Source organism: Streptomyces purpurascens (assembly GCF_045040895.1).
GTDB lineage: Bacteria > Actinomycetota > Actinomycetes > Streptomycetales > Streptomycetaceae > Streptomyces > Streptomyces purpurascens.
This window is the reverse complement of sequence record NZ_CP108341.1, coordinates 4,974,422-4,996,542: the sequence shown is the minus strand read 5'-3', so window position 1 is coordinate 4,996,542 and position 22,121 is coordinate 4,974,422. Positions and strand designations below refer to the sequence as shown.

Annotated in this window: 21 protein-coding genes and 1 pseudogene; 10 read left to right on the top strand and 12 right to left on the bottom strand. The window is 69.4% G+C overall.

Annotated features, from left to right (window positions below; all coding sequences use genetic code 11):
- Positions 1–59 precede the first annotated feature (59 nt).
- Positions 60–476, top strand: coding sequence for a pyridoxamine 5'-phosphate oxidase family protein (locus tag OHU35_RS22810; protein WP_189725668.1), 417 nt, complete (start codon positions 60–62; stop codon positions 474–476).
- A 178-nt stretch (positions 477–654) separates the two neighbouring features.
- Here OHU35_RS22810 and OHU35_RS22805 read toward each other — a convergent pair whose 3' ends face one another.
- Entirely contained in the window at positions 655–990 is a 336-nt protein-coding gene (locus OHU35_RS22805) for a hypothetical protein (RefSeq protein WP_189725667.1), read from the bottom strand.
- Positions 991–1,294: 304 nt separating this feature from the next.
- On the opposite strand from OHU35_RS22805, the gene OHU35_RS22800 reads away from it, so the two are divergent.
- Positions 1,295–2,305 carry a helix-turn-helix transcriptional regulator gene (locus OHU35_RS22800; protein WP_189725666.1) on the top strand — a complete coding sequence of 337 codons (1,011 nt, stop codon included), beginning with the start codon at positions 1,295–1,297 and terminating at the stop codon, positions 2,303–2,305.
- A gap of 17 nt (positions 2,306–2,322) precedes the next feature.
- The gene (locus OHU35_RS22795; RefSeq protein ID WP_189725665.1) at positions 2,323–3,312 is read left to right on the top strand and encodes a helix-turn-helix transcriptional regulator; all 990 of its coding nucleotides are present in this window, start codon (positions 2,323–2,325) and stop codon (positions 3,310–3,312) included.
- Here the strand turns inward: OHU35_RS22795 and OHU35_RS22790 are convergent.
- Entirely contained in the window at positions 3,275–4,312 is a 1,038-nt protein-coding gene (locus OHU35_RS22790; RefSeq protein ID WP_189725664.1) for a helix-turn-helix transcriptional regulator, read from the bottom strand. The two genes, OHU35_RS22795 and OHU35_RS22790, sit on opposite strands and share 38 nt — an antisense overlap.
- Positions 4,313–4,545: 233 nt before the next feature.
- On the opposite strand from OHU35_RS22790, the gene OHU35_RS22785 reads away from it, so the two are divergent.
- Positions 4,546–5,760: a DUF418 domain-containing protein gene (locus OHU35_RS22785; protein ID WP_229873069.1), complete on the top strand. Its 1,215-nt coding sequence runs from the start codon at positions 4,546–4,548 to the stop codon at positions 5,758–5,760.
- Positions 5,761–5,831: 71 nt separating this feature from the next.
- Here the strand turns inward: OHU35_RS22785 and OHU35_RS22780 are convergent, their stop codons facing one another.
- From OHU35_RS22780 to OHU35_RS22755, 6 genes are all read right to left on the bottom strand, one after another.
- Complete coding sequence (locus OHU35_RS22780) at positions 5,832–6,941, bottom strand: sugar ABC transporter substrate-binding protein (protein ID WP_189725663.1); 1,110 nt, start codon at positions 6,939–6,941, stop codon at positions 5,832–5,834.
- Positions 6,942–7,222: 281 nt separating this feature from the next.
- The gene (locus OHU35_RS22775) at positions 7,223–7,675 is read right to left on the bottom strand and encodes a heat shock protein transcriptional repressor HspR (protein ID WP_184594941.1); all 453 of its coding nucleotides are present in this window, start codon (positions 7,673–7,675) and stop codon (positions 7,223–7,225) included.
- Positions 7,676–7,680: 5 nt separating this feature from the next.
- On the bottom strand, positions 7,681–8,865 hold the full coding sequence (gene dnaJ, locus OHU35_RS22770) for a molecular chaperone DnaJ (RefSeq protein WP_189725662.1): 1,185 nt from the start codon (positions 8,863–8,865) through the stop codon (positions 7,681–7,683).
- A gap of 36 nt (positions 8,866–8,901) precedes the next feature.
- Positions 8,902–9,555: a nucleotide exchange factor GrpE gene (grpE, locus tag OHU35_RS22765; protein WP_189725661.1), complete on the bottom strand. Its 654-nt coding sequence runs from the start codon at positions 9,553–9,555 to the stop codon at positions 8,902–8,904.
- Entirely contained in the window at positions 9,552–11,411 is a 1,860-nt protein-coding gene (gene dnaK, locus OHU35_RS22760) for a molecular chaperone DnaK (protein ID WP_233878706.1), read from the bottom strand. The genes grpE and dnaK overlap by 4 nt, the downstream gene beginning before the upstream one ends.
- Positions 11,412–11,505: 94 nt before the next feature.
- Entirely contained in the window at positions 11,506–12,534 is a 1,029-nt protein-coding gene (locus tag OHU35_RS22755; RefSeq protein ID WP_189725659.1) for an MraY family glycosyltransferase, read from the bottom strand.
- A 229-nt stretch (positions 12,535–12,763) separates the two neighbouring features.
- On the opposite strand from OHU35_RS22755, the gene OHU35_RS22750 reads away from it, so the two are divergent.
- Complete coding sequence (locus tag OHU35_RS22750) at positions 12,764–15,091, top strand: (Fe-S)-binding protein (protein WP_189725658.1); 2,328 nt, start codon at positions 12,764–12,766, stop codon at positions 15,089–15,091.
- 108 nt (positions 15,092–15,199) lie between these two features.
- Here the strand turns inward: OHU35_RS22750 and OHU35_RS22745 are convergent, their stop codons facing one another.
- Entirely contained in the window at positions 15,200–15,625 is a 426-nt protein-coding gene (locus OHU35_RS22745) for a PIN domain-containing protein (protein WP_189725657.1), read from the bottom strand.
- Positions 15,622–15,900, bottom strand: coding sequence for a CopG family transcriptional regulator (locus OHU35_RS22740; protein WP_189725656.1), 279 nt, complete (start codon positions 15,898–15,900; stop codon positions 15,622–15,624). Before OHU35_RS22740 ends, OHU35_RS22745 begins: the two co-directional genes overlap by 4 nt.
- A 240-nt stretch (positions 15,901–16,140) precedes the next feature.
- On the opposite strand from OHU35_RS22740, the gene OHU35_RS22735 reads away from it, so the two are divergent.
- A complete protein-coding gene (locus OHU35_RS22735; RefSeq protein ID WP_189725655.1) occupies positions 16,141–16,818 on the top strand; it encodes an HNH endonuclease family protein in 678 nt (225 codons plus the stop codon).
- 48 nt (positions 16,819–16,866) lie between these two features.
- On the opposite strand, the gene OHU35_RS22730 is transcribed toward OHU35_RS22735, so the two are convergent.
- Together OHU35_RS22730 and OHU35_RS22725 are read right to left on the bottom strand one after the other, a co-directional pair.
- On the bottom strand, positions 16,867–17,967 hold the full coding sequence (locus tag OHU35_RS22730; RefSeq protein ID WP_229873068.1) for a CPBP family intramembrane glutamic endopeptidase: 1,101 nt from the start codon (positions 17,965–17,967) through the stop codon (positions 16,867–16,869).
- Positions 17,968–18,135: 168 nt separating this feature from the next.
- Positions 18,136–18,693: a TetR/AcrR family transcriptional regulator gene (locus OHU35_RS22725; protein ID WP_189725654.1), complete on the bottom strand. Its 558-nt coding sequence runs from the start codon at positions 18,691–18,693 to the stop codon at positions 18,136–18,138.
- A gap of 96 nt (positions 18,694–18,789) precedes the next feature.
- Between OHU35_RS22725 and OHU35_RS22720 the strand changes: the two genes are divergently transcribed.
- From OHU35_RS22720 to OHU35_RS22705, 4 genes and pseudogenes are all read left to right on the top strand, one after another.
- Entirely contained in the window at positions 18,790–19,398 is a 609-nt protein-coding gene (locus OHU35_RS22720; protein WP_189725653.1) for a DUF2867 domain-containing protein, read from the top strand.
- Between the two features lie 41 nt (positions 19,399–19,439).
- Positions 19,440–19,575 (top strand): annotated as a pseudogene (locus OHU35_RS22715) (flavoprotein); the annotation flags it as partial.
- 177 nt (positions 19,576–19,752) lie between these two features.
- Positions 19,753–20,271 (top strand): GNAT family N-acetyltransferase, encoded by a 519-nt coding sequence (locus OHU35_RS22710; protein ID WP_189725652.1) that lies wholly within the window; start codon positions 19,753–19,755, stop codon positions 20,269–20,271.
- Positions 20,272–20,806: 535 nt separating this feature from the next.
- Positions 20,807–22,072: a nucleotide sugar dehydrogenase gene (locus tag OHU35_RS22705; RefSeq protein ID WP_189725651.1), complete on the top strand. Its 1,266-nt coding sequence runs from the start codon at positions 20,807–20,809 to the stop codon at positions 22,070–22,072.
- The last annotated feature ends 49 nt before the right edge of the window (positions 22,073–22,121 follow it).

Here is a 22,121-nt window from a genome sequence, read left to right as displayed (position 1 = left end):
TTGAGTCTATTCCACTCAAGGACGGATCCGGGAGTACGTGAGGGGCTAAGTTCCGGGTCATGGCCACCAAGTACTCCGTCGATCCGGGTGCCCCCGACCAGCCGTACCTCGCCTTCTGGCGGGAGCGGCACGTCTGCACCCTGACGACTCCCCGCCCGGACGGCACTCCGCACGTGGTACCCGTCGGAGTCACATACGATCCCGAGGCCCGTCTGGCTCGGGTGATCGCGAACAAGGCGAGCGCCAAGGTGCGCCACGTGCTGGCCGCCGGGGAGCAGGGGGCGGCCGTCGCCGTCTGCCAGCTGGAGGGCAAGCGGTGGGCGACGCTGGAGGGCCGGGCCTTCGTCCACGGCGAGCCCGACCGGGTCGCGGAGGCGGAACGCCGCTACGCGGAGCGCTACGGCCGGACCCCGTCGCCCAACCCGGCGCGCGTGGTGATCGAGATCGAGCTCACGCGAGCGATGGGGCGAGGGTGACCAGGAGTTGAGCGGAGTGAAAATCCACACCGGTGATCGATTGCTTCCGGCCACGGCGTGACCAGGTCGATTCCAGGAAATGTCCCCCAAAACTGCAGCGGCGTCACCGTGTTCAGGTCACGGTGACGCCGCTGCGGGGGGAAGCACCTGAGCGATCTGTTACGACGGGGGAATCGCGTCAGGCACTGCGGGGGGTGGCAGAGATGGTCCTCGGGGCAGGGGATTCGGCGTCCACCTGCTCGTGGTCCCTTTGGTCCAGGTTCACAAAGATCATTCCGTACCGTACGGCACATCGCACAGGCTGCGGCGCCCCCCGAGGCCGCCGCAGACACCGGTAAGCCCGTACGTCCTCGTCGTCGTCCCGCGTGACGACCACCGGCTCACCGAAGACGGTCACCATCAACGAGTCACCGCTGTGGGGGATGGCGGTGACCAGGTCGATGAAGTGCCAGCCGGAGCGGTAGGCGGTGGCCATCTCACGACGGAAGGAGCGGTCGTCGGGTGGAGTGGTCACGGTCAGCTCCTTGCCCCGTCGACCCCGGGGCTCGGCCACTGGGTGTTGTCAGCAGCTCCTGCGACATTCACAGCCACCGCCGGCCACTGCGTGTTCGCCCGGTTTTCGCCCTCCTCACCAGCGAAGCCGCTCAGTGCACCGAGGGCTGCAACGACGGAGAAAGCGGCGACAAGCACCGAGCGAAGCATTTTGTTACGCATAGTCGGCTTCGTCCTCACTTGAAGGTCCCCTTTTCCCCCGTCGAGTACGACGATGGCTCATTCAGGCACGTCATGGCCACACAATCAGTGCATCATGTTCCTGCATGTTCAGGACCCTGGGGGGTGGAGATTTGAGCACTAATCGGACTAAGGGTGCACATCCCCACCCAATAACCGAGCTCTGCGAAGCGGGAAGCCGTCTCTATACCACAGCTCTGCGTGCCGGACGGGTCGCGCGGGCTGACACCGAGTCCGCTCCCTGCCTCGTCGAACTCGCCCTGCTGCACCCCGATCCCGACGATCCGACCTGGCTGCGCCCCGTGCCGCCGACGGTCGCCCTGGCTCAGCGTCTGCACCCCCTCGAGCGGGAGATCACCGAACGCCGGCGCCTCTCCGTGCAACTCGCGGACACCTTCGAGCCGTTCATGGCGCTGGGCACGCAGACGGCGGCAACCAGCGACTCCATCACGGTGTTGGAGGGCGGTGAGCGCATCAACGCGGCGCTCAACCTGGCGACCTCCCAGTGCCAGACGGAGCTTCTGACGGTGCAGCCCAGTGACCGGGTCTCCGAACGGAGCCTGCTGCGCAGCCTCGAGCGCGACAGGCCGTTGATCGAACGCGGCGTCAAGGTCCGGAGCCTCTACCAGCACACCGCCCGGTACAACCCGGAGAAGCTGTCCTACGTCGCCCAGCTCTCCGAGGGAAAGGTGGAGTACCGCACCATCGACGAGCTGGTCGAGCGTTTGATCATCTGTGATGGGACGGTCGCCTTCATCCCCGCGCGTGACGACCAGCAAGTGGCCCTGGAGTTGCGCCATCCCGGACTGGTCCGCTACCTGATCAAGGTCTTCGAGTACCTGTGGGACCGAGCTGTCCCGATGAGCACCGGCACTCCCTACGAAGCGGCCACCGGCGGCATCACGGACATCCAGTACTCCATAGCCAAGCTCCTGGTCGAGGGCCATGTCGACGAGGCCATCGCCCGCCGTCTGGGCATGAACGTACGCACCTGCCGTGCCCACATAGCCAAGCTGGCCTCGGCCCTGGGCAGCGGCAGCCGGGCTCAACTCGGCTATCTCATAGCGCAGTCGGGGATCCTGCAGCAGGACCACTGAAAGGGAGGAAGTCCCGGGTGACGTCGGCGTTACACCCCGTGCACGACGCGGAAGAACTGTGCCCTGCAGGGAAGGAACTGTACGAACGAGCCCTGAGCGAAGGGCACGTCTCCGCCGAAGCGGCCCGCGCCGCGCCCTGCCTGACGGACTTCGGCCTGCTGCACCCCGCCGTCGACGACCTCCACCGGCTGGAGCCCGTGGCGCCGACCGTCGCCCTCCACCGTCTGCTGCGGCTCTCCGGGGAACGCATCGCGAGCGAACGGCGACGCGAGGAACGGCTGGCCGAGACCTTCGGGCCGCTCATTGCCGCCCAAGGGCACGACCCGGCCTCGGGCGGCACCCCGACGCTGACGCTCCTCAGCGGAAAGGAGCGGATCAACAAGGCCATCACCGAGGCCATGGCGGACGCGTCCCGCGAACTCCTCACCGTCCAGCCCCGCGCCCGGTTCACCAGGGAACGGGTCGAGGCGGCCTATGCCGTCGCCACCCGCCGCGACCAGGCACTGCTGGACCGCGGCGGCCGCATCCGCACCCTCTACCAGCACACCCTCCGCCACTCCCCCATCACCGTCGCCCACCACGAACGGCTACGGGGCGACATCGAGGCGCGTGCGCTGGACGAGGTCACCGACCGGCTCATCGTCGTCGACCGGGCGGTCGCCTTCGTCCCCGCCGACGGCGACGGCGGCCTCGCGCTGGAGATCCGCCATCCGGCCATCGTCGGCTACCTGGCCACCACGTTCGACCGCCTCTGGCGCCTGGCCACCCCGGTGTTCCCGGACGCCACCCCCCAGCCCTCCCTCAACGGCGTCACCCCCCGCCAGCGCGCCATCGCCACGCTCCTCGTCGAGGGACATACCGACGCCGTCATCGCCGACCGGCTCGGCATGAACATCCGTACCGCCCGCGTTCACATCGCCAAGCTCGCGGCGATGCTGGGCAGTCAGAGCCGAGCGCAACTCGGGTTTCTCATCGGACGGTCGGGGATTCTTGACCTGGACCCCTGAAGGCCGCGGCCGAGCGCGGTGGGCCGTCCAGGCCTGCCTGGGCGATGCGTACGCCCAGTTGCGTACGGCTGGCCGCTCCCAGCGTCTCCGAGAGGCGGGCGATGTGCGCCCGGCACGTCCGGACGCTTATCCCCAGCCGTTCCGCGATCACCGCGTCCTGGTGGCCCTCCGCCAGCAGGGCCGCGATGGACTGTTCCCGGTGGGAGATGCCCTCGATGCCGGTCTCGGGGAGCGGCGCGGTCAGGGGGATGGCGAGTCGCCACAGCCGCTCGAACATGGTGACCAGGTACTCGATGAGCGCGGGGTGCCGCAGCTCCAGGGCCATCGTGCGGTCGGTGTTGGCGGGGATGAAGGCCACCGTCCGGTCGAAGAGGATCAGCCGGTCGATCACCTCGTCCAGCGTGCGCGCCTCCACGGCGTCGCCCATCAGCTCCAGATACGTCAGCAACCCCTGCCCGTGCCGGGCGACATGCGTGTACAGGTCCCGCATCCGCACGCCCCGGCCGCGCAGCGCCAGCGCCCGGTGCAGGCCCTCGGAGAGTTCCGCCTCGCGCCGGATGCCGCCGGGCTGGACCGTGAGCACCTCGGTCGTGCACGCCTGGGTCGCCTCGTCCACCGCCGCCTGGATCCGGGCGAGTCCGTCCAGCACCCGGATCGCCGAGCCCTCGCCCGCCGACGGGACCGGCCGCACCCGGCGGCCGAGACCGGCGTACCACTCGACGGCCGCCACGGCCGAACCCACCCGCCGCTGACTGGCGTTGACCTCGTCGTACATCCCGCGCAGCAGCCGGGTCATGACCTCCTGCGGGGAGGTCGGCACCAGCCAGTCCATGTCGTCGGGGTCCGGGTGCAGCAGGGCGAGTTCCAGCAGACAGGGCACCGGTTCGGCGTCCCCGCGCGGCACGCGGCCCCGCCGTACGGCCCGGGAATACACGCGATCCCCGGCCTCGCACAGTCGGTCAGCACCGTGTGGATGCTCCTCCGCCCCGTGCCCGGCCATCGCCCATCCCACCCCCGGTCGCCGTCTTTCCGCAGCGCAACTATGCGCGGACCGGCCCTGCTCCGCAACACGGCTCCCCCGCACCCACGGCCCTTTTCCAGCCGTTTTGCCGCCGAATACACCCCCCTCACGGGCTGCTGAAACCTGAGGGGGGTGGTGCGGGCGCAGCCGGCGTGTGACCCTCTGTGAGGGCGGGTCCCGACCAGGCCGTCCACGGACACCTCGGAGGCCCCGTGACCGTCAACACCGGGGTGGACCCCCGGCGTCTGCCCGCCGTCGACGCGCTGCGGGGTTTCGCCCTGCTGGGCATCCTGGTGGTCAACAGCGCCCAGATGATGGACCCTTACGTCGCGGAGGGGATCCGCCGGCCGGGGGCGCCCCTGTGGGACCAGGCCGCCGTCTGGCTGGTGACGGCGCTGGCGACCTTCAAGTTCTACCTGCTGTTCTCGTTCCTGTTCGGCTACAGCCTCACCCTGCAACAGGCCTCCGCCGAGCGGGACGGAGGAAACGCCACCGCGCGCTTTCTGCGCCGCTCCCTCGGCCTGGTGCTGCTCGGACTGGCGCACGCGATCCTGCTGTACAGCGGCGACATCCTGCTGACCTACGGCCTCCTCGGCCTGATCCTGCTGTGCGCTCGCCGGATCGGACCGGCCACCGCCGTGAAGGCCGCCGCCTGGATCTACGGGGTCTACGTCGTCGTCCTCACCGGACTGGGGGCGCTGGCCACGCGGGTGGACGACGAGGAGCCCGCGTCGCACGAGCGGATCGCGCAGCCCGTGGCCGCCTACCGCGGCAGTCCCGGCACCGTCGTCCAGGAGAACCTGGACCGGCTGCCCGAGGCGCTCCTCGGTTCCCTCCTCATGGCTCCGGGCGTGCTCGGCGCGTTTCTCCTCGGTCTGGCCGCGGGGAAGCGGCGTCTGCTCGCATCCGGCGGAGCGGACCGGCCCCGACTGCTGCGCGTCACGGCTGTCGGACTGTCCGTCGGAGTCCCGGGGGCCCTCTTCTTCGCCTCCGCGGCGGACGGTCCGCTGGAGGCCCGGTGGCAACTCCTGGGCATCGGCGTCGGCATGCTGACGGCACCCGCCCTGTCGGCCGCGTACGCCTGCCTCCTGCTGCTTCTCCTGCACTCGTCGCGGGGAGACCGGGTGCGGCGGCTGTTCGTCCCGGCGGGGCGCCTGGCGCTCACGAACTACCTCGGGCAGTCCCTGATCATGATGTTCGTGGCCACGGCGTACGGGCTGTCCCTCTACGGGCAGGTGGGACCGGCCGCCGTGCTGCTGCTCGCGGCCGCCGTCTACGCGCTGCAGCTCGCTCTCAGCACGGTGTGGACACGGCGCCACCGGCACGGGCCCGCCGAGTGGCTGCTCCGGGCGATCACCCTGGCCGGACGGCCGGGCAGGGCCGGCACACCGGGAGCGCCGGAGCGCGAGGCGGCCCACCGGGGCTGAGCGGCTCCGTACGCGCGAAGCCGCTCGTACGCACGAAGCAGCTCGTGCGCGCGAAGCAGCTCCTCACCGGCTCACTTCAGGCCGATCGCCTGGCACGCCGCCCGGTACTTGGCCGTGCAGATGTCCGACAGCTTGTAGATGTCGTCCGCGACCACCGTGTCCTTGATGTTCCCCTTCGTCAGCGCGACCACGGGCACGAGCTGGGCCGGGATGCCCTTGTGGGTGGGGCTGTCGACCTTGTCGCGGGTGAGGGCGGCGAACTGGATGTCCCGGCCCTGGACCTTGGCCACGGCCATCTCCGCGGCGTTCTCGGCCTCCTGCGGGTACGACTTGTACACGCTCATGTACTGCTCGCCCGCGATGATCCGCTGCACCGCCGGGAGCTCCGCGTCCTGCCCGGTGATCGGGGGCAGGTCGGTCACGCCCGCGGCCTCCAGCGCCTTGACGATGCCGCCGGCCATGCCGTCGTTGGCGGAGTAGACGGCGGCGATGTCGTCCTTGCCGATCGCCTGGATCGCCTCGGCCATGTTGGCCTCGGCGTTCTCCGGCTTCCAGTCCTTCGTGTCGAAGGACTGCGCGATCGTCACCTTGCCGTTCAGCGCGGACATCGCACCCGCCTTGAACTGCTTGGCGTTCGGGTCGGTCGACGAGCCGTTCATCATGACGATCTTGTCGGAGAGGCTCGCGTCCTCGCCGATGGCCTCCAGCAGGGTGCGCCCCTGGACCTCGCCGACCAGCTCGTTGTCGAAGGAGATGTAGGCCTCGATCGGTCCCTCGGCCAGCCGGTCGTAGGCGATGACCGGGATGCCCGCCTCCTTGGCCTTCTTGACGCCGCTCGCGATGGCCTGCGAGTCGACCGCGTCCAGCAGGATCACATCGACCCGATCGTCGATCATCTTCTGCAGCTGGCCCGCCTGTGTGTCGGCGTCCGCCTCGGCGTTGGCGTACTCGACGCGGCCCTTGTTGTTGGTGAGGGACTCGACCTTCGTCTTGATGATCGGGTAGTCGAAGTTCTCGTACCGGGTGTTCGCCTTCTCCGGGAGCAACAGGCCCACCGTGATGTCGTTGCCCTTGGCCGGGCTCGCGTCGTCACTGCTCCCCGTCGCGTTGAGCGCGCCGCAGCCGGCGAGCGTGACGGACATCGCGGCCGCGGCCACGGATATGGAGATACGACGACGCATGTCGGGAGCTCACTTCACGTGTGATTCGGACGTGGGCACAGCTTTGTGGCCCATGTGACTGAAAAGCCAACGCGGACGCGGCCCCCAGCGTCAAGCGGAAGCACTTAACGAGATGACAACACCACGCTCCGCGAGCGTTGTGAAGACTCTGCGGAATCATCTCCAGGTTCCCTGCACGGGCCACCCATCGGCGGGAGACCCAGCGAAACCGGGCCAAGGCATGCGAAAGGGGCCGGGAGTTGCCTCCCGGCCCCTTTCGCATGTGTTCACACACGCATGCGTCAGTCCGACTGCTGCTGCCGCTTCGGCCGCCACACCACCAGCGCGCTGCTCTGCTGGACCTCCTGGTACGGCACGAGGTCGCGGCGGTACGACGCGTGCACCGCCGCCTCGCGCTGGCGCATCGCCGCCGCCGCGCCGTCGAGCGCGTTCTCCAGTTCGGCCGCACGGGCCTGGAGCGCGGCGACCTGGTTCTCCAGTTCGATGATGCGCTTGATGCCGGCGAGGTTGATGCCCTCGTCCTGCGACAGCTGCTGCACCTGGCGGAGCAGCTGGATGTCGCGGGCCGAGTAGCGCCGGCCCCGGCCGGCGGTGCGGTCGGGGGACACCAGGCCCAGGCGGTCGTACTGGCGCAGGGTCTGGGGGTGCAGGCCGGACAGCTGGGCCGCCACCGAGATGACGTAGACCGGGGTTTCCTCGGTCAGTTCATACGGATTGCGCCGACGACCGTCCATCTGACTCATGCTCCCTTCGCGGCCTGGAACAGATCCGCCCGCGGATCCTCACCCGAAGTCGCCTCGCGATACGCCTCGAGTGCGTCACGAGCCTTCCCCGTCAGGTCCGTCGGAACACTCACTTCGACCGTGACCAGAAGGTCCCCGCGGGTGCCGTCCTTGCGGACCGCGCCCTTGCCCCGGGCGCGCATGGTGCGGCCGTTGGGCGTGCCCGGCGGCAGCTTCAGCGTGACGGGCGGGCCGCCCAGCGTCGGCACCCGGACCTCGCCGCCGAGGGCCGCCTCGGCGAAGGTCACCGGGACGGTGACGGTGAGGTTGTCGTCCTTGCGGCCGAACACCGGGTGGGAGTCGACGTGCACGACCACGTACAGGTCGCCCGCCGGGCCGCCCCGCTCACCGGGTGCTCCCTTGCCGCGCAGCCGGATCCGCTGGCCGTCGCTGACGCCCGCGGGGATGCGCACCTGCATGGTCCGCGAGGACTTGGCCCGGCCGCTGCCCTTGCAGACCTCGCAGGCGTGCTCCGCGATCAGGCCGCGGCCCTTGCAGTCCGGGCAGGGGTCGGTGAGGGAGAAGCCCCCGCCGCTGCCCCGGGCGACCTGCCCGGTGCCGACGCAGGTCGGGCACACGCGCGGTGTGCCGTTCTTGTCGCCGGTGCCCGAGCAGGCCTTGCAGGGTGACTGCGAGGACATCCGCAGCGGGACCGTCGCGCCCTCGATCGCCTCGGTGAAGCTGAGCGTGACCTCGGACTCGATGTCCTGGCCGCGCCGCGGGTGCGTGCGCGTCCCCGCGCCCGCGCCGCCGCGGTTGAACAGGCCCCCGAAGACGTCACCGATCCCGCCGCCGAAGCCGCCGGCTCCCTGTCCTTGGCCCTGGGGGCCGCCTCCGAAGAGGTCGCCCAGGTCGAAGTTGAAGGAACCGCCGCTCCCGCCGGGCCCCGGCCGGAAGCCGCCGTTGCCGAAGAGGGCGCGTGCCTCGTCGTACTCCTTGCGCTTCTTGGGGTCGCCGAGAATGTCGTTGGCCTCGGAGATCTCCTTGAAGCGCTCCTCCGCCTTGACGTTTCCCTTGTTGGCGTCCGGGTGGTTCTCGCGGGCGAGCTTCCGGTACGCCTTCTTGATCTCGGCCTCGGTGGCGTCCTTGGGGACGCCGAGGACCTTGTAGTAGTCCTTCTCGATGAAGTCCTTGGTGCTCATCCTCGACGCCCCTCCTTCCTGTCGTCCGTTATGACGTCAGCCCTCGTCCGGGCCACCGCTCTCCTTGTCGTCGGCGTCGGCGGACTCGTCCGCCTTGACCGTCTGTGCCCCCGGCTGGGGTTCGGCCACCGCCACCCGCGCGGGGCGGATGGTGCGCTCGCCGATCCGGTACCCGGGCTGCAGAATCGCCACGCACGTCGTCTCGGTGACGTCCGGTGCGTAGCTGTGCATCAGGGCTTCGTGGATCGTCGGGTCGAAGGGCTCGCCCTCCTTGCCGAACTGCTGCAGGCCCATCTTCGCCGCGGTGCTCTCCAGCGACTCGGCGACGGACTTGAAGCCGCCGACCAGTTCGCCGTGTTCGCGTGCGCGGCCGATGTCGTCGAGCACGGGCAGGAGCTCGGTCAGGAGGTTCGCGATGGCGATCTCCTTGACCGCGATCCGGTCGCGCTCGACCCGGCGGCGGTAGTTCTGGAACTCGGCCTGGAGGCGCTGGAGGTCGCCCGTGCGCTCGTTGAGCGCCGTGCGGGCCTGGTCCAGCTGGGCCACCAGGGCCACGTCCTGTCCCGTGTCCCCGGCCGGGGCCGCCCCCTCCTCGGAGGAGGAGGCGGCCTTCGGCTCGGCGTCATCGGAGGTGGCGCCGGAAGGGACGTCGGGCTGCTGCTCGTCGAAGCCCGGGGTCTCCTCCGTCACGCGGCACCGTCCTTCCGGTCCTCGTCGACGATCTCGGCGTCGACGACGTCGTCGTCGGCCTTGGCGTCACCGGCCCCGGCACCCGCGCCGGCTCCGGCGGAGGCGCCGTCGGCCTGCGCGGCGTTCGCGTCGGCGTACATGGCCTGGCCGAGCTTCTGCGAGACGGCCGCGACCTTCTCCGTGGCGGTGCGGATCTCGGCCGAGTCCTCGCCCTTGAGCTTTTCCTTCAGCTCGCCCACGGCCTCTTCGACCTCGGTCTTGATCTCGCCCGGGACCTTGTCCTCGTTGTCCTTGAGGAACTTCTCGGTCTGGTAGACGAGCTGCTCGCCCTGGTTGCGGGACTCAGCGGCCTCGCGGCGCTTGTGGTCCTCCTCCGCGTACTGCTCGGCCTCCTGGCGCATGCGGTCGACCTCGTCCTTCGGCAGCGAGGAGCCGCCGGTGACGGTCATCTTCTGCTCCTTGCCGGTGCCGAGGTCCTTCGCCGTGACGTGCATGATGCCGTTGGCGTCGATGTCGAAGGACACCTCGATCTGCGGGACGCCGCGCGGCGCCGGGGGCAGACCGGTCAGCTCGAACATCCCGAGCTTCTTGTTGTACGCCGCGATCTCGCGCTCGCCCTGGTAGACCTGGATCTGCACGGAGGGCTGGTTGTCCTCGGCGGTGGTGAAGATCTCGGACCGCTTGGTCGGGATCGTCGTGTTCCGCTCGATGAGTTTGGTCATGATGCCGCCCTTGGTCTCGATACCGAGGGACAGCGGGGTGACGTCGAGGAGCAGGACGTCCTTGACCTCGCCCTTGAGGACACCGGCCTGCAGGGCGGCGCCGATGGCGACGACCTCGTCCGGGTTGACGCCCTTGTTGGCGTCCTTGCCGCCGGTCAGGTCCTTGACCAGCTCGGCGACGGCGGGCATACGCGTGGAGCCACCGACGAGAACGACGTGGTCGATCTCGGAGAGGTTGATCCCGGCGTCCTTGATGACGTTGTGGAACGGCGTCTTGCAGCGCTCCAGCAGGTCCGCGGTCAGCTGCTGGAACTGGGCGCGGGTGAGCTTCTCGTCGAGGTGCAGGGGGCCCTCGGCGGAGGCGGTGATGTAGGGCAGGTTGATCGAGGTCTCGGTGGACGAGGACAGCTCGATCTTCGCCTTCTCGGCGGCCTCGCGCAGACGCTGCAGGGCCATCTTGTCCTTGCCCAGGTCCACGCCGTGGCCGGACTGGAACTGCTGGACCAGGTAGTCGACGATGCGCTGGTCCCAGTCGTCACCACCGAGGTGGTTGTCACCGTTGGTGGCCTTCACCTCGACGACGCCGTCGCCGATCTCCAGCAGCGAGACGTCGAACGTACCGCCACCGAGGTCGAAGACCAGGATGGTCTGGTCGTCCTTGTCGAGGCCGTACGCCAGGGCGGCCGCGGTGGGCTCGTTGACGATGCGCAGGACGTTGAGGCCCGCGATCTCGCCGGCCTCCTTCGTGGCCTGGCGCTCGGAGTCGTTGAAGTACGCCGGGACGGTGATGACCGCGTCGGTCACCTTCTCGCCCAGGTAGGACTCGGCGTCCCGCTTCAGCTTCTGCAGCACGAAGGCACTGATCTGCTGCGGGTTGAAGGGCTTCCCGTCGAGCTCGATCTTCCAGTCCGTGCCCATGTGCCGCTTGACGGAGCGGATGGTCCGGTCCACGTTCGTGACCGCCTGGCGCTTGGCCACCTCTCCGACGAGCACTTCACCGTTCTTGGCGAAGGCGACGACGGACGGCGTGGTCCTGGCGCCCTCGGCGTTGGTGATGACGGTGGGCTCGCCGCCCTCCAGAACGCTGACGACGGAGTTAGTCGTGCCCAGGTCGATGCCGACCGCACGTGCCATGGTTGATTCCTCCAGCTGACTTGAGTGGAACGGACTCAAGTGTGCACGACGGCCCGCAACCGGTCAACAGAGCTGAGTCGACCGGACTCAAGTCTTATCCGTTCCTTACACGCAACGGGGCTCTGACCTGCGGCGACATCTCACGCCGAGGGCCACGGGAGGGGTACACCGAGACGCGTGACACAGCGAGGACGACGACGAGCGCCGCACCCGCCACCCACCACAGCACGTCGTTGCCGACCCAGCCGGCGTGGGCGAGTACCCCGACGGCCACCCCGGACAACGCCCCGGTTCCCAGCAGCAGACTCGCCCCCGGCGCGGTCAGCCCGAGCCGCCGCAGCCGGTGCGCGAGATGGTCGGGGCCACTGCGGAGAACGGCCCGGCCGGCCATCCGCCGCGACAGCAGGACCAGCCCGGCATCGGCACACACCAGGGCGGTCAGCGCGAACAGCACCCCCGCGCTCTCCCCGAGCCCGAACCCGGCCCGCGCGTACACGGTCCCCATGGCGATCACGAACCCCGCGGACATGGACCCGCACGCGCCGAGCGCGACCCGGGCGGGATGCCAGTTGTGCATGAGGAACCCGGTCAGCGCGGCGGCCAGCACGCTCATCAGCACGGCGATCCCGTCCATCACCTCGACCGCCGCGCAGACCCCCACCCCGAAGGCGGTGACGATCCCCACGGTCCCGGCGAGCCCGTCGGCGTGATCGACCCCCCGGAACCCGAGGGTCAGCCCCGCGACCCACACGACGGCCAGCAGCCCGGTCCCCACGCCCGTCTCCCCGTACGGCACGACGCACGCCGCCGCCGCGGCCGTACCCGCGAAGAGCACCCGCCGCCGCAGCCGCCACACGTCGTCGACCAGCCCGAGCAGGGCCACCACGCCCCCGGCGACGAGCAGTTCCCGCACCTCGCCCCCGGTCGGCACGCCCTCCACCCAGCCGTAGGCGCACACCACCCCGCCGGTGACCACCACGACGGCCACGCCACCGGACAGCGGCACCTCTCGCTGCCGCCGCCGGTCGACCAGCCGCGACCACCGGGCAGGCGCCCGGAGGAGGGTCGCGAGCAGGGCGGTGAGCAGAAGGGCGATGGCGGCGGCAGTGATCCCGTAGAGCACGGATATAAGTTAGGCGGGACTATGACAATTCGGTACGACTAACACGACCGGATCGCGACCGGATCTGAGGCAACCCTCAGCGATTCAGATCACCCCCCACCCGGCTACAGTGCGGCGGAGGATAGGGGTAGTCTCAGACGGACTGCATAAGTTACCGCTTAGTAATCTCGGGAACCCTTCGCTATGGAGAGTCCCCGACAGAAACCCCTCGCAGGCCCGAGGAGCCCCCATGCAACTCGCCGCGATCATCGTGTCGCTGGTTCTGACCGTGGTCGGCGTCGCGCTGCTCGCACGCGCGATCGGCCAGTTCGTCCGGTATTTCAAGCTGGGCCAGCCGGTCCCCGCCGGTACCCGGACCGACAATCCCTACCAGCGCAGCGTGACCCTGGTGAAGGAGTTCCTCGGCCACACGCGCATGAACCGGTGGGGCATCGTCGGTATCGCCCACTGGTTCGTGGCGATCGGCTTCCTGACGCTGCCGCCGACGATCATCACCGCGTACGGCCAGCTGTTCGAGGCGGACTGGACGCTGCCGGTCATCGGCGGCTTCCTCCCCTATGAGCTCTACATCGAGTTCATCGCCGCGATGACGACCCTCGGCATCGCCACGCTGATGGTGATCCGGCTGCTGAACCTGCCGTCGCGCCCGGGCCGCAAGTCCCGCTTCGCCGGTTCGAAGATGGGCCAGGCGTACTTCGTCGAGTACGTCATCCTCACCATCGGCCTGGCGATCTACGTGCTGCGAGGCCTGGAGGGCGCGCTGCACCACGTGGAGGGCTACGAGGCCGCGTACTTCGCGTCGTACCCGCTGGTCCTTGCCTTCAAGGGGCTGAGCGTCGCCGCGCTGCAGAACCTCGTCTACTTCTTCGCGATGATCAAGCTGGGCACGACCATGATCTGGATGATCACGGTCAGCCTGAACACCAACATGGGTGTGGCCTGGCACCGCTTCCTGGCGTTCCCGAACATCTGGTTCAAGCGCGAGGCGACGGGCGGCACGGCCCTCGGTGCCCTGCAGCCGATGACGTCCGGCGGCAAGCCGATCGACTTCACCGACCCGGGCGACGACGACGTCTTCGGCGTCTCCCAGGTCGAGCAGTACTCGTGGAAGGGCCTGCTGGACTTCTCCACCTGCACCGAGTGCGGCCGCTGCCAGTCGCAGTGCCCGGCGTGGAACACGGGCAAGCCCCTCTCCCCCAAGCTGCTGATCATGTCCCTGCGGGACCACGCGCACGCCAAGGCGCCGTACCTGCTGGCCGGCGGCGGCAAGACGATGGAGGGCGAGGAGAAGGCGTCCGAGGAGCAGCTCAAGGACGTCCCCGCGGCCGCCCTCGCCGAGGCCGAGCGCCCGCTGATCGGCACCGCCGAGGAGAACGGCGTCATCGACCCGGACGTCCTGTGGTCGTGCACCACCTGCGGTGCCTGCGTCGAGCAGTGCCCGGTGGACATCGAGCACGTCGACCACATCGTCGACATGCGCCGCTACCAGGTGATGATCGAGAGCTCGTTCCCGTCCGAGGCGGGCACGATGCTCAAGAACCTGGAGAAGAAGGGCAACCCCTGGGGCCTGGCGAAGAAGCAGCGCCTGGAGTGGCTGAAGGAGCTCGACTTCGAGGTCCCGGTCGTCGGCAAGGACATCGAGGACCTGACCGAGGTCGAGTACCTGTACTGGGTCGGCTGCGCGGGCGCGCTCGAGGACCGCGCGAAGAAGACGACGAAGGCCTTCGCCGAGCTGCTGAACATCGCGGGCGTCAAGTTCGCCATCATGGGCGGCGACGAGAAGTGCACGGGTGACTCCGCCCGCCGCCTGGGCAACGAGCCGCTGTTCCAGGAACTCGGCATGGAGAACGTCATGTCCCTCAACGCCGCCTTCGGCGAGGAGATGGACGACGAGGGCAAGGTCACCGACGAGTCCCGCAAGCCGAAGTCCGCGAAGAAGATCGTCGCGACCTGCCCGCACTGCCTCAACACGCTCGGCAACGAGTACCCGCAGCTCGGCGGCGACTACGAGGTCATCCACCACACCCAGCTGCTCCAGCACCTCGTCGACGAGGGCAAGCTGATCCCGGTCACGCCGGTCGAGGGCATCATCACGTACCACGACCCGTGCTACCTGGGCCGCCACAACAAGATCTACACGCCCCCGCGCGAGATCATCGCCAGCGTCCCGGGCATCCGCAACGAGGAGATGCACCGCCACAAGGAGCGGGGCTTCTGCTGCGGTGCGGGTGGCGCCCGGATGTGGATGGAAGAGCGCATCGGCAAGCGCATCAACAACGAGCGCGTCGACGAGGCGCTGTCGGTGAACCCCGACATCGTCTCCACGGCCTGCCCGTTCTGCCTCGTCATGCTCACGGACTCCGTGAACGGCAAGAAGAACGACGGCAAGGCCAAGGAGTCGATCACCGTCGTGGACGTGGCCCAGCTCCTGCTGGACTCCGTCAAGACGCCGGTCCCCGCGGAGGGTTCCGACGGTGACGACGACAACGACGGCGGCGAGCCGCCGGCCGGCACGACGGACTCGGAGAACGCGCCGGAGCCGGAGCCGGTGAAGTAGCGCCGCTCCCGGCCGTCCCCCACGCACGTCCCCCGCTGTGGAAGAACAGCGGGGGACGTCGTCGTTCGCAGGCTCCGACACGGTTTGCGGGCACCGGAGCGGGTCGGGTCACACCTTCTTGACGACGATCCTGTCCGGGAGCAGCTTCTCCAGGTCGTCGACGTCCGAGGTGAAGACTGTGACCTGGCCCTTCTGCTGTAGCGCGATAACGGCGAGCACGGCGTCGATTGCGTACTTGTGGCCGTGCAACTTGGCGTCGGCCAGGAGCCGACGTGCCTGGCGGGCTTCGTCCTTTCCGATGTCGACGACCTGCAGCCGGGACAGTACCCAGTCCCAGCGCTGTTCGGTCGTCCTGCCGTCGTACGCCTCGACCAGTGTCATCGGGGACGTCACCACCTCGGCTTCCCCTCGCGCCGCGAGGTCGAACCAGGCGATCATCTTCCGGTCGCCGCGCACGGCCAGGGACAGCGCTTCACAGTCCAGGACGAAGACACGGAGCGGCCGCTGTCCGTACTCACCGACCCGCTTCGTCACGCGGCCTCTCCGGCGTTGTGCCTTCCGGTGGCGCGGCGCCGCTCGTGTTCGGCGTCGAGATCCTCCAACTCGTCGACGACTGCCGCACGCTCGTCCTCAGTGACGGGGCCGTGTTCTTCCTGCAGCCAGCCGACCAGTTCACTGAGTCGGTCCCGGTCCCGCTTGAAGCGCAGAGCCTCGGCGACGTACGCGGAAAGGCCCCTCTCGGCCGCCTCCGCACGGATCTCGTCCAGGAGATCCTCGGGAATCGTCACCGTTACCTTCTTTGTCGCCATACAAGAGACCATACTCTTGGTGTCGCAGTGCTTACCAGTGAGCCTTGATCGACAACTCGGCGATCAGGCGACGACGACGGGGCGGGTCTCTACGGCGTTCCCCCCTGGCCCCCGCCGCTCCCGGAATCCCTCATCAGGGTGCCCCATAGAACACCTGCCCGGTGAACCTGCGCAGCCATATGGCTCATTCGTTCGAGTCGAACCCCTCGAACGAGGTACACGCGATCGATTCTGCGATGCGTGATCAAAAACCTCAGGCGTGCCGCGCTCGCGGTCACACTCGTTGTCCTTGCCCTTCTGGCATCCACTCCGGCCCAGGCGCACGGCCGGGCCGCCGAGCCGCGCACCCTCCCGATGGCGACCGCGGTCGGCGTCCTGCCCCTTGCGGAGGAGGTGCGGGACGGCTACCAGCGCACGAGCTTCCGGCACTGGAACGCGGGCCAGAACCCCACCGACGGCTGCAACACGCGCGCGGAGGTGCTCATCTCCGAGGCGGTCGACCCGCCCCAGGTCCTCCCTGGCTGCAAGCTCTCCGGAGGGCGGTGGTGGTCGTACTACGACGCCCGGTGGGTGACCGAGGCCGGCGGCCTGGACGTCGACCACATGGTGCCGCTCGCCGAGGCCTGGGATTCCGGGGCATCGCAATGGACCGCCCAGCGGCGTGAGGCGTACGCCAACGACCTCGACGCCCTGACCTCCCTCATCGCGGTCACCGCGGCCTCGAACCGCAGCAAGGCCGACAAGGATCCGGCCGAGTGGCTGCCGCCGGCCGCCGGCGTCACGTGCCGGTACACCTCGGAGTGGGTCGGGACCAAGCTCCGCTGGGGCCTCACCGTCGACACCGTCGAGTTCGAGGCACTCACCCGACTCGCGCAGGACTGTCCCGACACCAACGTGACCTTCGATCCGGCGCCGTAACACCGCTGTCCCGCCTCGGCGACGGGGCGGGATCGGGTTGCCCGGAGGCTACGGCCCTGGAGCGGGCGGTACGTCTCCGTGAGATGCGGTGCCAGTGCCAGTGCCAGGCGGGGCGACGCCGCCCTGGACGCCGTAGGGGTGGCCGGGCATGGCCCCCTGCGGCGTGGCGTAAGGCGGGTACGGGGCGTACGGCGGGTACGGGGCGTACGGCGGGTGCGGGGCGGGCGGGGGCATCGGCGGGGCGAGGCGCTGCGGGTGGTGGCGTCGGGCGAGCCACAGCACGAGCGCCGCGTACATCAGGGTCGTCGCCACGTCCGCGAGGGCGAGTGACCAGGGCGAGTCGGCCGCGGTCTCGTCGGATGTCAGGCCGTTGACGACCGCGGCGAGGGTGCCGAAGGCCACCAGGTTGTTCAGGACGTGCAGCGCGACGGCGGCCTCCAGGCCGCCGGTACGGATGGTCAGCCAGCCCGCCACCACACCGAAGACCAGCAGGCCGATGAAGCCCCACGTGGTGCCCCAGCCGTGGGCGGCGGCGAACAGCGCGGCCTGCGGGAGCACCGCGAACCAGGGAGAGCGGACGAAGGAACCGACCGCCTGTGTCAGCCAGCCCCGGAAGACGTACTCCTCGGCCGCGGCCTGGACGGGGACGAAGACGGCCAGCACGGCCAGGGAGGTGAGGAACGAGCCCCAGCCCACCCACACCTCGGACTCCCCCGCGCCGGTCTCGCCGTCGGGCAGGAGGAACGCGGTCCCCGTCAGCACGGCCACAGGGAGCACCGCGGCCAGCAGACACCAGCCCAGCCAGCGCCACCGCAGCCGTCCGGCCACCGACGACAGCGTCCCGGCCGGCCGCCGCCCCGGCCACAACACGGCCAGCAGAACCAGCGGCAGGGCGATCGCGATGTACGTCAGGTCCAGTGCCGTGTTGCTCAGCGGACCGAAGTCGGGTCCCCCATCGGGCAGTTCAGGGCTTCCGGCCAGCTCACCGAAGACGTAGGCGAGGGCGAGCAGCAGGAGGCTGAGTACGAGATAGGCGCCGAAGAACAGCAGAGTGCCGACCAAGGGCCGCCACCAGCGGTGACGGCCCGTGAGGTGGTCCAGGCGGTTATAGGGGAGGCCGTCGGGGCCCGGCGGTAAGACGGTCGTCATGATCGACAGCTTTTCAAACGCGGCCCGCCCCGGGCGTCCGCCCGCAGCAGGAGCGGCCGCTCGGTCTCAGGGTGGATGCTCCGGAGCCACCAGGACGTCATCGGCGGCGGGCGGGGGCGGGGCGATGACCGACACCGGCAGACTCGAGCGTTTCTCGGCCAGGACCGCTCAGCCCAACAACCGGTCCCTCACCGCGGCGAGGACTTCCGTGCGGCTGCGCGGGCCGTTGTCGGCTGCGATGAGGTGGTCGCCGATGCGCAGCGAGAAGGTGATCAGACAGCGGGCCTCGACATCGCCCTCGTCGGGACAGAACGCCCCGTAGAGCTCGCGCAGATAGTCCATGCGCCGGTTGTCGGCCCGGCGCAGGCAACGCGCGACGTCTTCGTCGCGCCGGGCCCAGTCGCGGATCGCGAGCTCGACCCCGGCGCTGGTCACGTGCGTCTCGCCCGACCCCACGAAGTCGAAGAGACGCCCGAGCCGCTCGCGGGCGTCACCCCCGTCGCGCTCGATCCGCTCGATGACCTCCTCGGTGACCCCGCGCTCCCAGGCGTCGAGCATCTCCGCCAGCAGGTCGGCACGGTTGCGGAAGTAGCCGTAGAAACCGCCCTTGCTGACGCCGAGCGCCCGGGCGAGGACCTCGACCCGGACCGCCTCGGGGCCGCCGGCGGCAAGCGCCCGCAGCCCCTCCTCGATCCACCTGTCCCGCGGCGTACGGATCGCGCCCATACCGGGTCTCCCCCTCACATGTCCCGGCCAGTATACGGAGCCGTATAGATGGGTCTATGCTCGATCTATACGCCACCGTATAGACAAGGATCCGCCATGAGCGATCTGCGCCTTCCCCCGACCGACCACACGTCCCGTCCCTGGCGGATCCACGAGATCACCGGCGACTTCCGGCTCGAGGATCTGTGGGCGCTGCCGACGCCGGGCGGCCCGGACGACCTGCACCACCTGGTCCGGCAGATGGCGGACGGCGAGGACGGTCCGGACGGCGGCAACCCCGTGGGCCGCTTCCTCTTCGCGGTGCGCTGGAAGCTCGGCGCGTTGCTCGGCTGGGACAAGCCGGACTCGGGCGTCGGCGGCCGGGTGGCGACGCTGCGCGACCGGCTGCCGGACGACCTGCGCGCGGGGCCGCGGGGGCCCGACCTCAGCTCGGCGCCCTTCACATCGGTCTTCCAGACAGACGACGAGTGGGCCGCCGAGTGCGCCAACAAGACCATGCACGGGGTGATGCACATCGGCTGGGTCTCCGACGGGAACGGCGGCTACCGCGGCCAGCTGGCCGTCCTGGTGAAGCCCAACGGCCGCCTCGGCTCCCTGTACATGCTCGGCATCAAACCCTTCCGGTACCTGGGGGTGTACCCGGCCCTGATGCGATCGATCGGCCGGGAGTGGCGGGAGAACACGGCGCGCCGAACGGCACACTGAACCCTCCCCTCGCCGGGATCGCGGTGGCGCTGTTCCACCGCGCCCAGGCTGCGCATCCCGCCCACCGGCGAAGCCTGGAGCAAGCCACACCGGCCCAAGGCGGGCGGCGGTGCCGATCGCTTCCGTCGGACGGCGGCCATCGGCCTTCTGGAGCCGCGGCTCACTCGGCTGCCCTGATGGAGAGAGACTCGGCTTTGGAGCGGGTCACGCCGAGGACTCCTGAACGAGCCTGTGAGAGAAGGTAGTTGTGCCGGACGACATCGTGAGCGCGGACAGGTGGATCAGCACGTCGATGCCGTATCTGACACCGCGCGAGCGCGGCCGGCTCGTCGAGCGCCCCGGGGCGGTGGCGGCGTGAGCACCCTCGCGGCCCAGGCCATCAGCACCCGCAGGCTGAACCTGCTGCCGCTGCACATCGAGCACGCCGAGGAGATGGCTGCGGCACTGTCCGATCCGGCCCTGCACACCTTCATCGGCGGCACTCCGGACACCCCGCAAGCCCTGCGCTCGCGCTACCAGCGCATGACCGCAGGCTCTCCCGATCCGGCCGTGTCCTGGCTGAACTGGGTGATCCGGCTTCGTGACGAGTCCTGTCTGACGGGCACGGTCCAGGCCACGGTCAGCCCCTCCGGCCACGGCCACATCGCCGAGATCGCCTGGGTGGTGGGGACACCGTGGCAGGGAAGAGGCATCGCTGCCGAAGCAGCCCGAGGACTCGTCGCCTGGCTCGGCTGTCAGCCGGTGCACACCGTCATCGCCCATATCCACCCCGCCCATCGGGCATCCGCCGCCGTCGCCACCGCCGCCGGGCTCACACCCACCGGCGAATGGCACGAAGGCGAGATCCGATGGAGCCGGAGCATCGGGCGATAACCGAGCCTCGTCCCGTGGTTCATCCAGCTCGCCGTCGAGGCCGATCCGCCCACCGGCACATAGCGGTTGGGAGCCGCCCTGCCTGGACTAACCGTGGGTAACCGACGGCAGGGCAGAGGGGTGGTGCGGGGGGGCGCGTTGAGGGGCGCGCGGTATTCGCGAATGCACCCGCACCGATGCGTCACCCGGGGTCACGCACCCCGTGAAATGTGAAGATCATCAGCCCCAAATAAGGCTCCTATCTGGCACTTGACCAAGCGTCACCCTCAAGGCCCGCCCCTCCCTCACCACTTCACAGGTATCGAATCAGTAAACAGGGTTCCGTTCAGCGAATCTTTGTTGAACTATGAAGGTCCACAAATGAGGGGGGTTTGTGAAGATCACCGGTTGCGCTTTGCGCATGCTCGGGCAAGGGGGCCTGGCAGACCGGTGACGCGGTGATGGTGCCGTTCCCACACCGCTTCTCACGCAGTACCACGCCACGGCCGCCTGCTTCAGGAACAGGCGGCCGTACTTCAGGGGTGAGGAATCCACCATGCACATATGTGTGCTGGGGCAGGGCTATGTCGGCCTGCCCCTGGCCGTGAGGGCCGCCGAGGCCGGTCACAGCGTGACCGGCTACGAACCCGACCGGTCGCGTTGCGAGAGGCTGGCCGCCGGATCGTCGTACGTCGAGGACATCGAGTCCAGCCGCCTTCAGGCGGTGCTGGGTTCGGGCGGATACACCGCCACCTCCGACCCGCAGGACCTCAAGGGCTTCGACGTCGCGGTCATCACCGTGCCCACTCCGCTGACCGACCGCGCACCGGACCTCAGCTGCGTCCGGGACGCCGGCCGCGTCCTGGCCGCGTGGATCGAGCCGGGCGCCACCGTCGTACTCGAGTCGACCACGCACCCCGGCACCACCCGTGACGTGCTCGTCCCGCTGCTGGAGGAGGGCTCCGGCCTCGTCGCCGGGCGGGACTTCCACGTCGGCTTCAGCCCCGAGCGCATCGACCCGGGCAACGCCGACTGGCGTCTCGAGAACACGCCGAAGATCGTCGCCGGGCTGACGGACGACTGCCTGCGGCACGTGAAGGCCTTCTACGACTCGGTCACCGACGTCACCGTGCCGGCCTCCGGGCTGGAGGAGGCCGAGCTGGCCAAGGTGTTCGAGAACACCTACCGGCACGTCAACATCGCCCTGGTCAACGAGCTTTCCCGGATGGCCCACACGCTCGGTGTCGACGTGTGGCACACCCTGGAGCTGGCCGCGACCAAGCCCTTCGGCTTCACCAAGTTCCTGCCCGGGCCCGGCGTGGGCGGGCACTGCCTGCCCATCGACCCGGTCTACCTGAGCCACCACGTCAAGGCCCGGCACGGGCAGACCTTCCGGCTCATCGAACTGGCCCAGGACATCAACGAGTCCCAGCCCGACTACGTCGTACGCCGCCTCCAGGACTCCCTGAGCCGCCGCTTCCGCCGGAGCGTGCACGGGGCTCGGATTCTCGCGCTGGGGGCCGCGTACAAGCCGGGCACCGCTGATGCTCGCCAGTCACCGGCCGTAGAGGTCATCGAGCGATTGCGGGCGATGGGGGCGGACGTCACTGTCGTCGACCCCTACCTGTCCGACGACGGCAGCCGGACCATCCCCTTCACCACACAAGACGTGACCGAGGGGACGAGTGTCGCGGACTTCGACGCCGTCGTACTGCTCACGCCGCACGCCGAGTTCGACCTCACCCGGGTCGCCGCCGAGGCGACGTACGTCCTGGACACCCGAGGCGTCATGACAGCGGCGCCGCACGTCGAACGTCTCTGAGGCCCACGGCGCAGCACACCCGCCAGAGCTGCCGGCCTCCGCGCTCGAA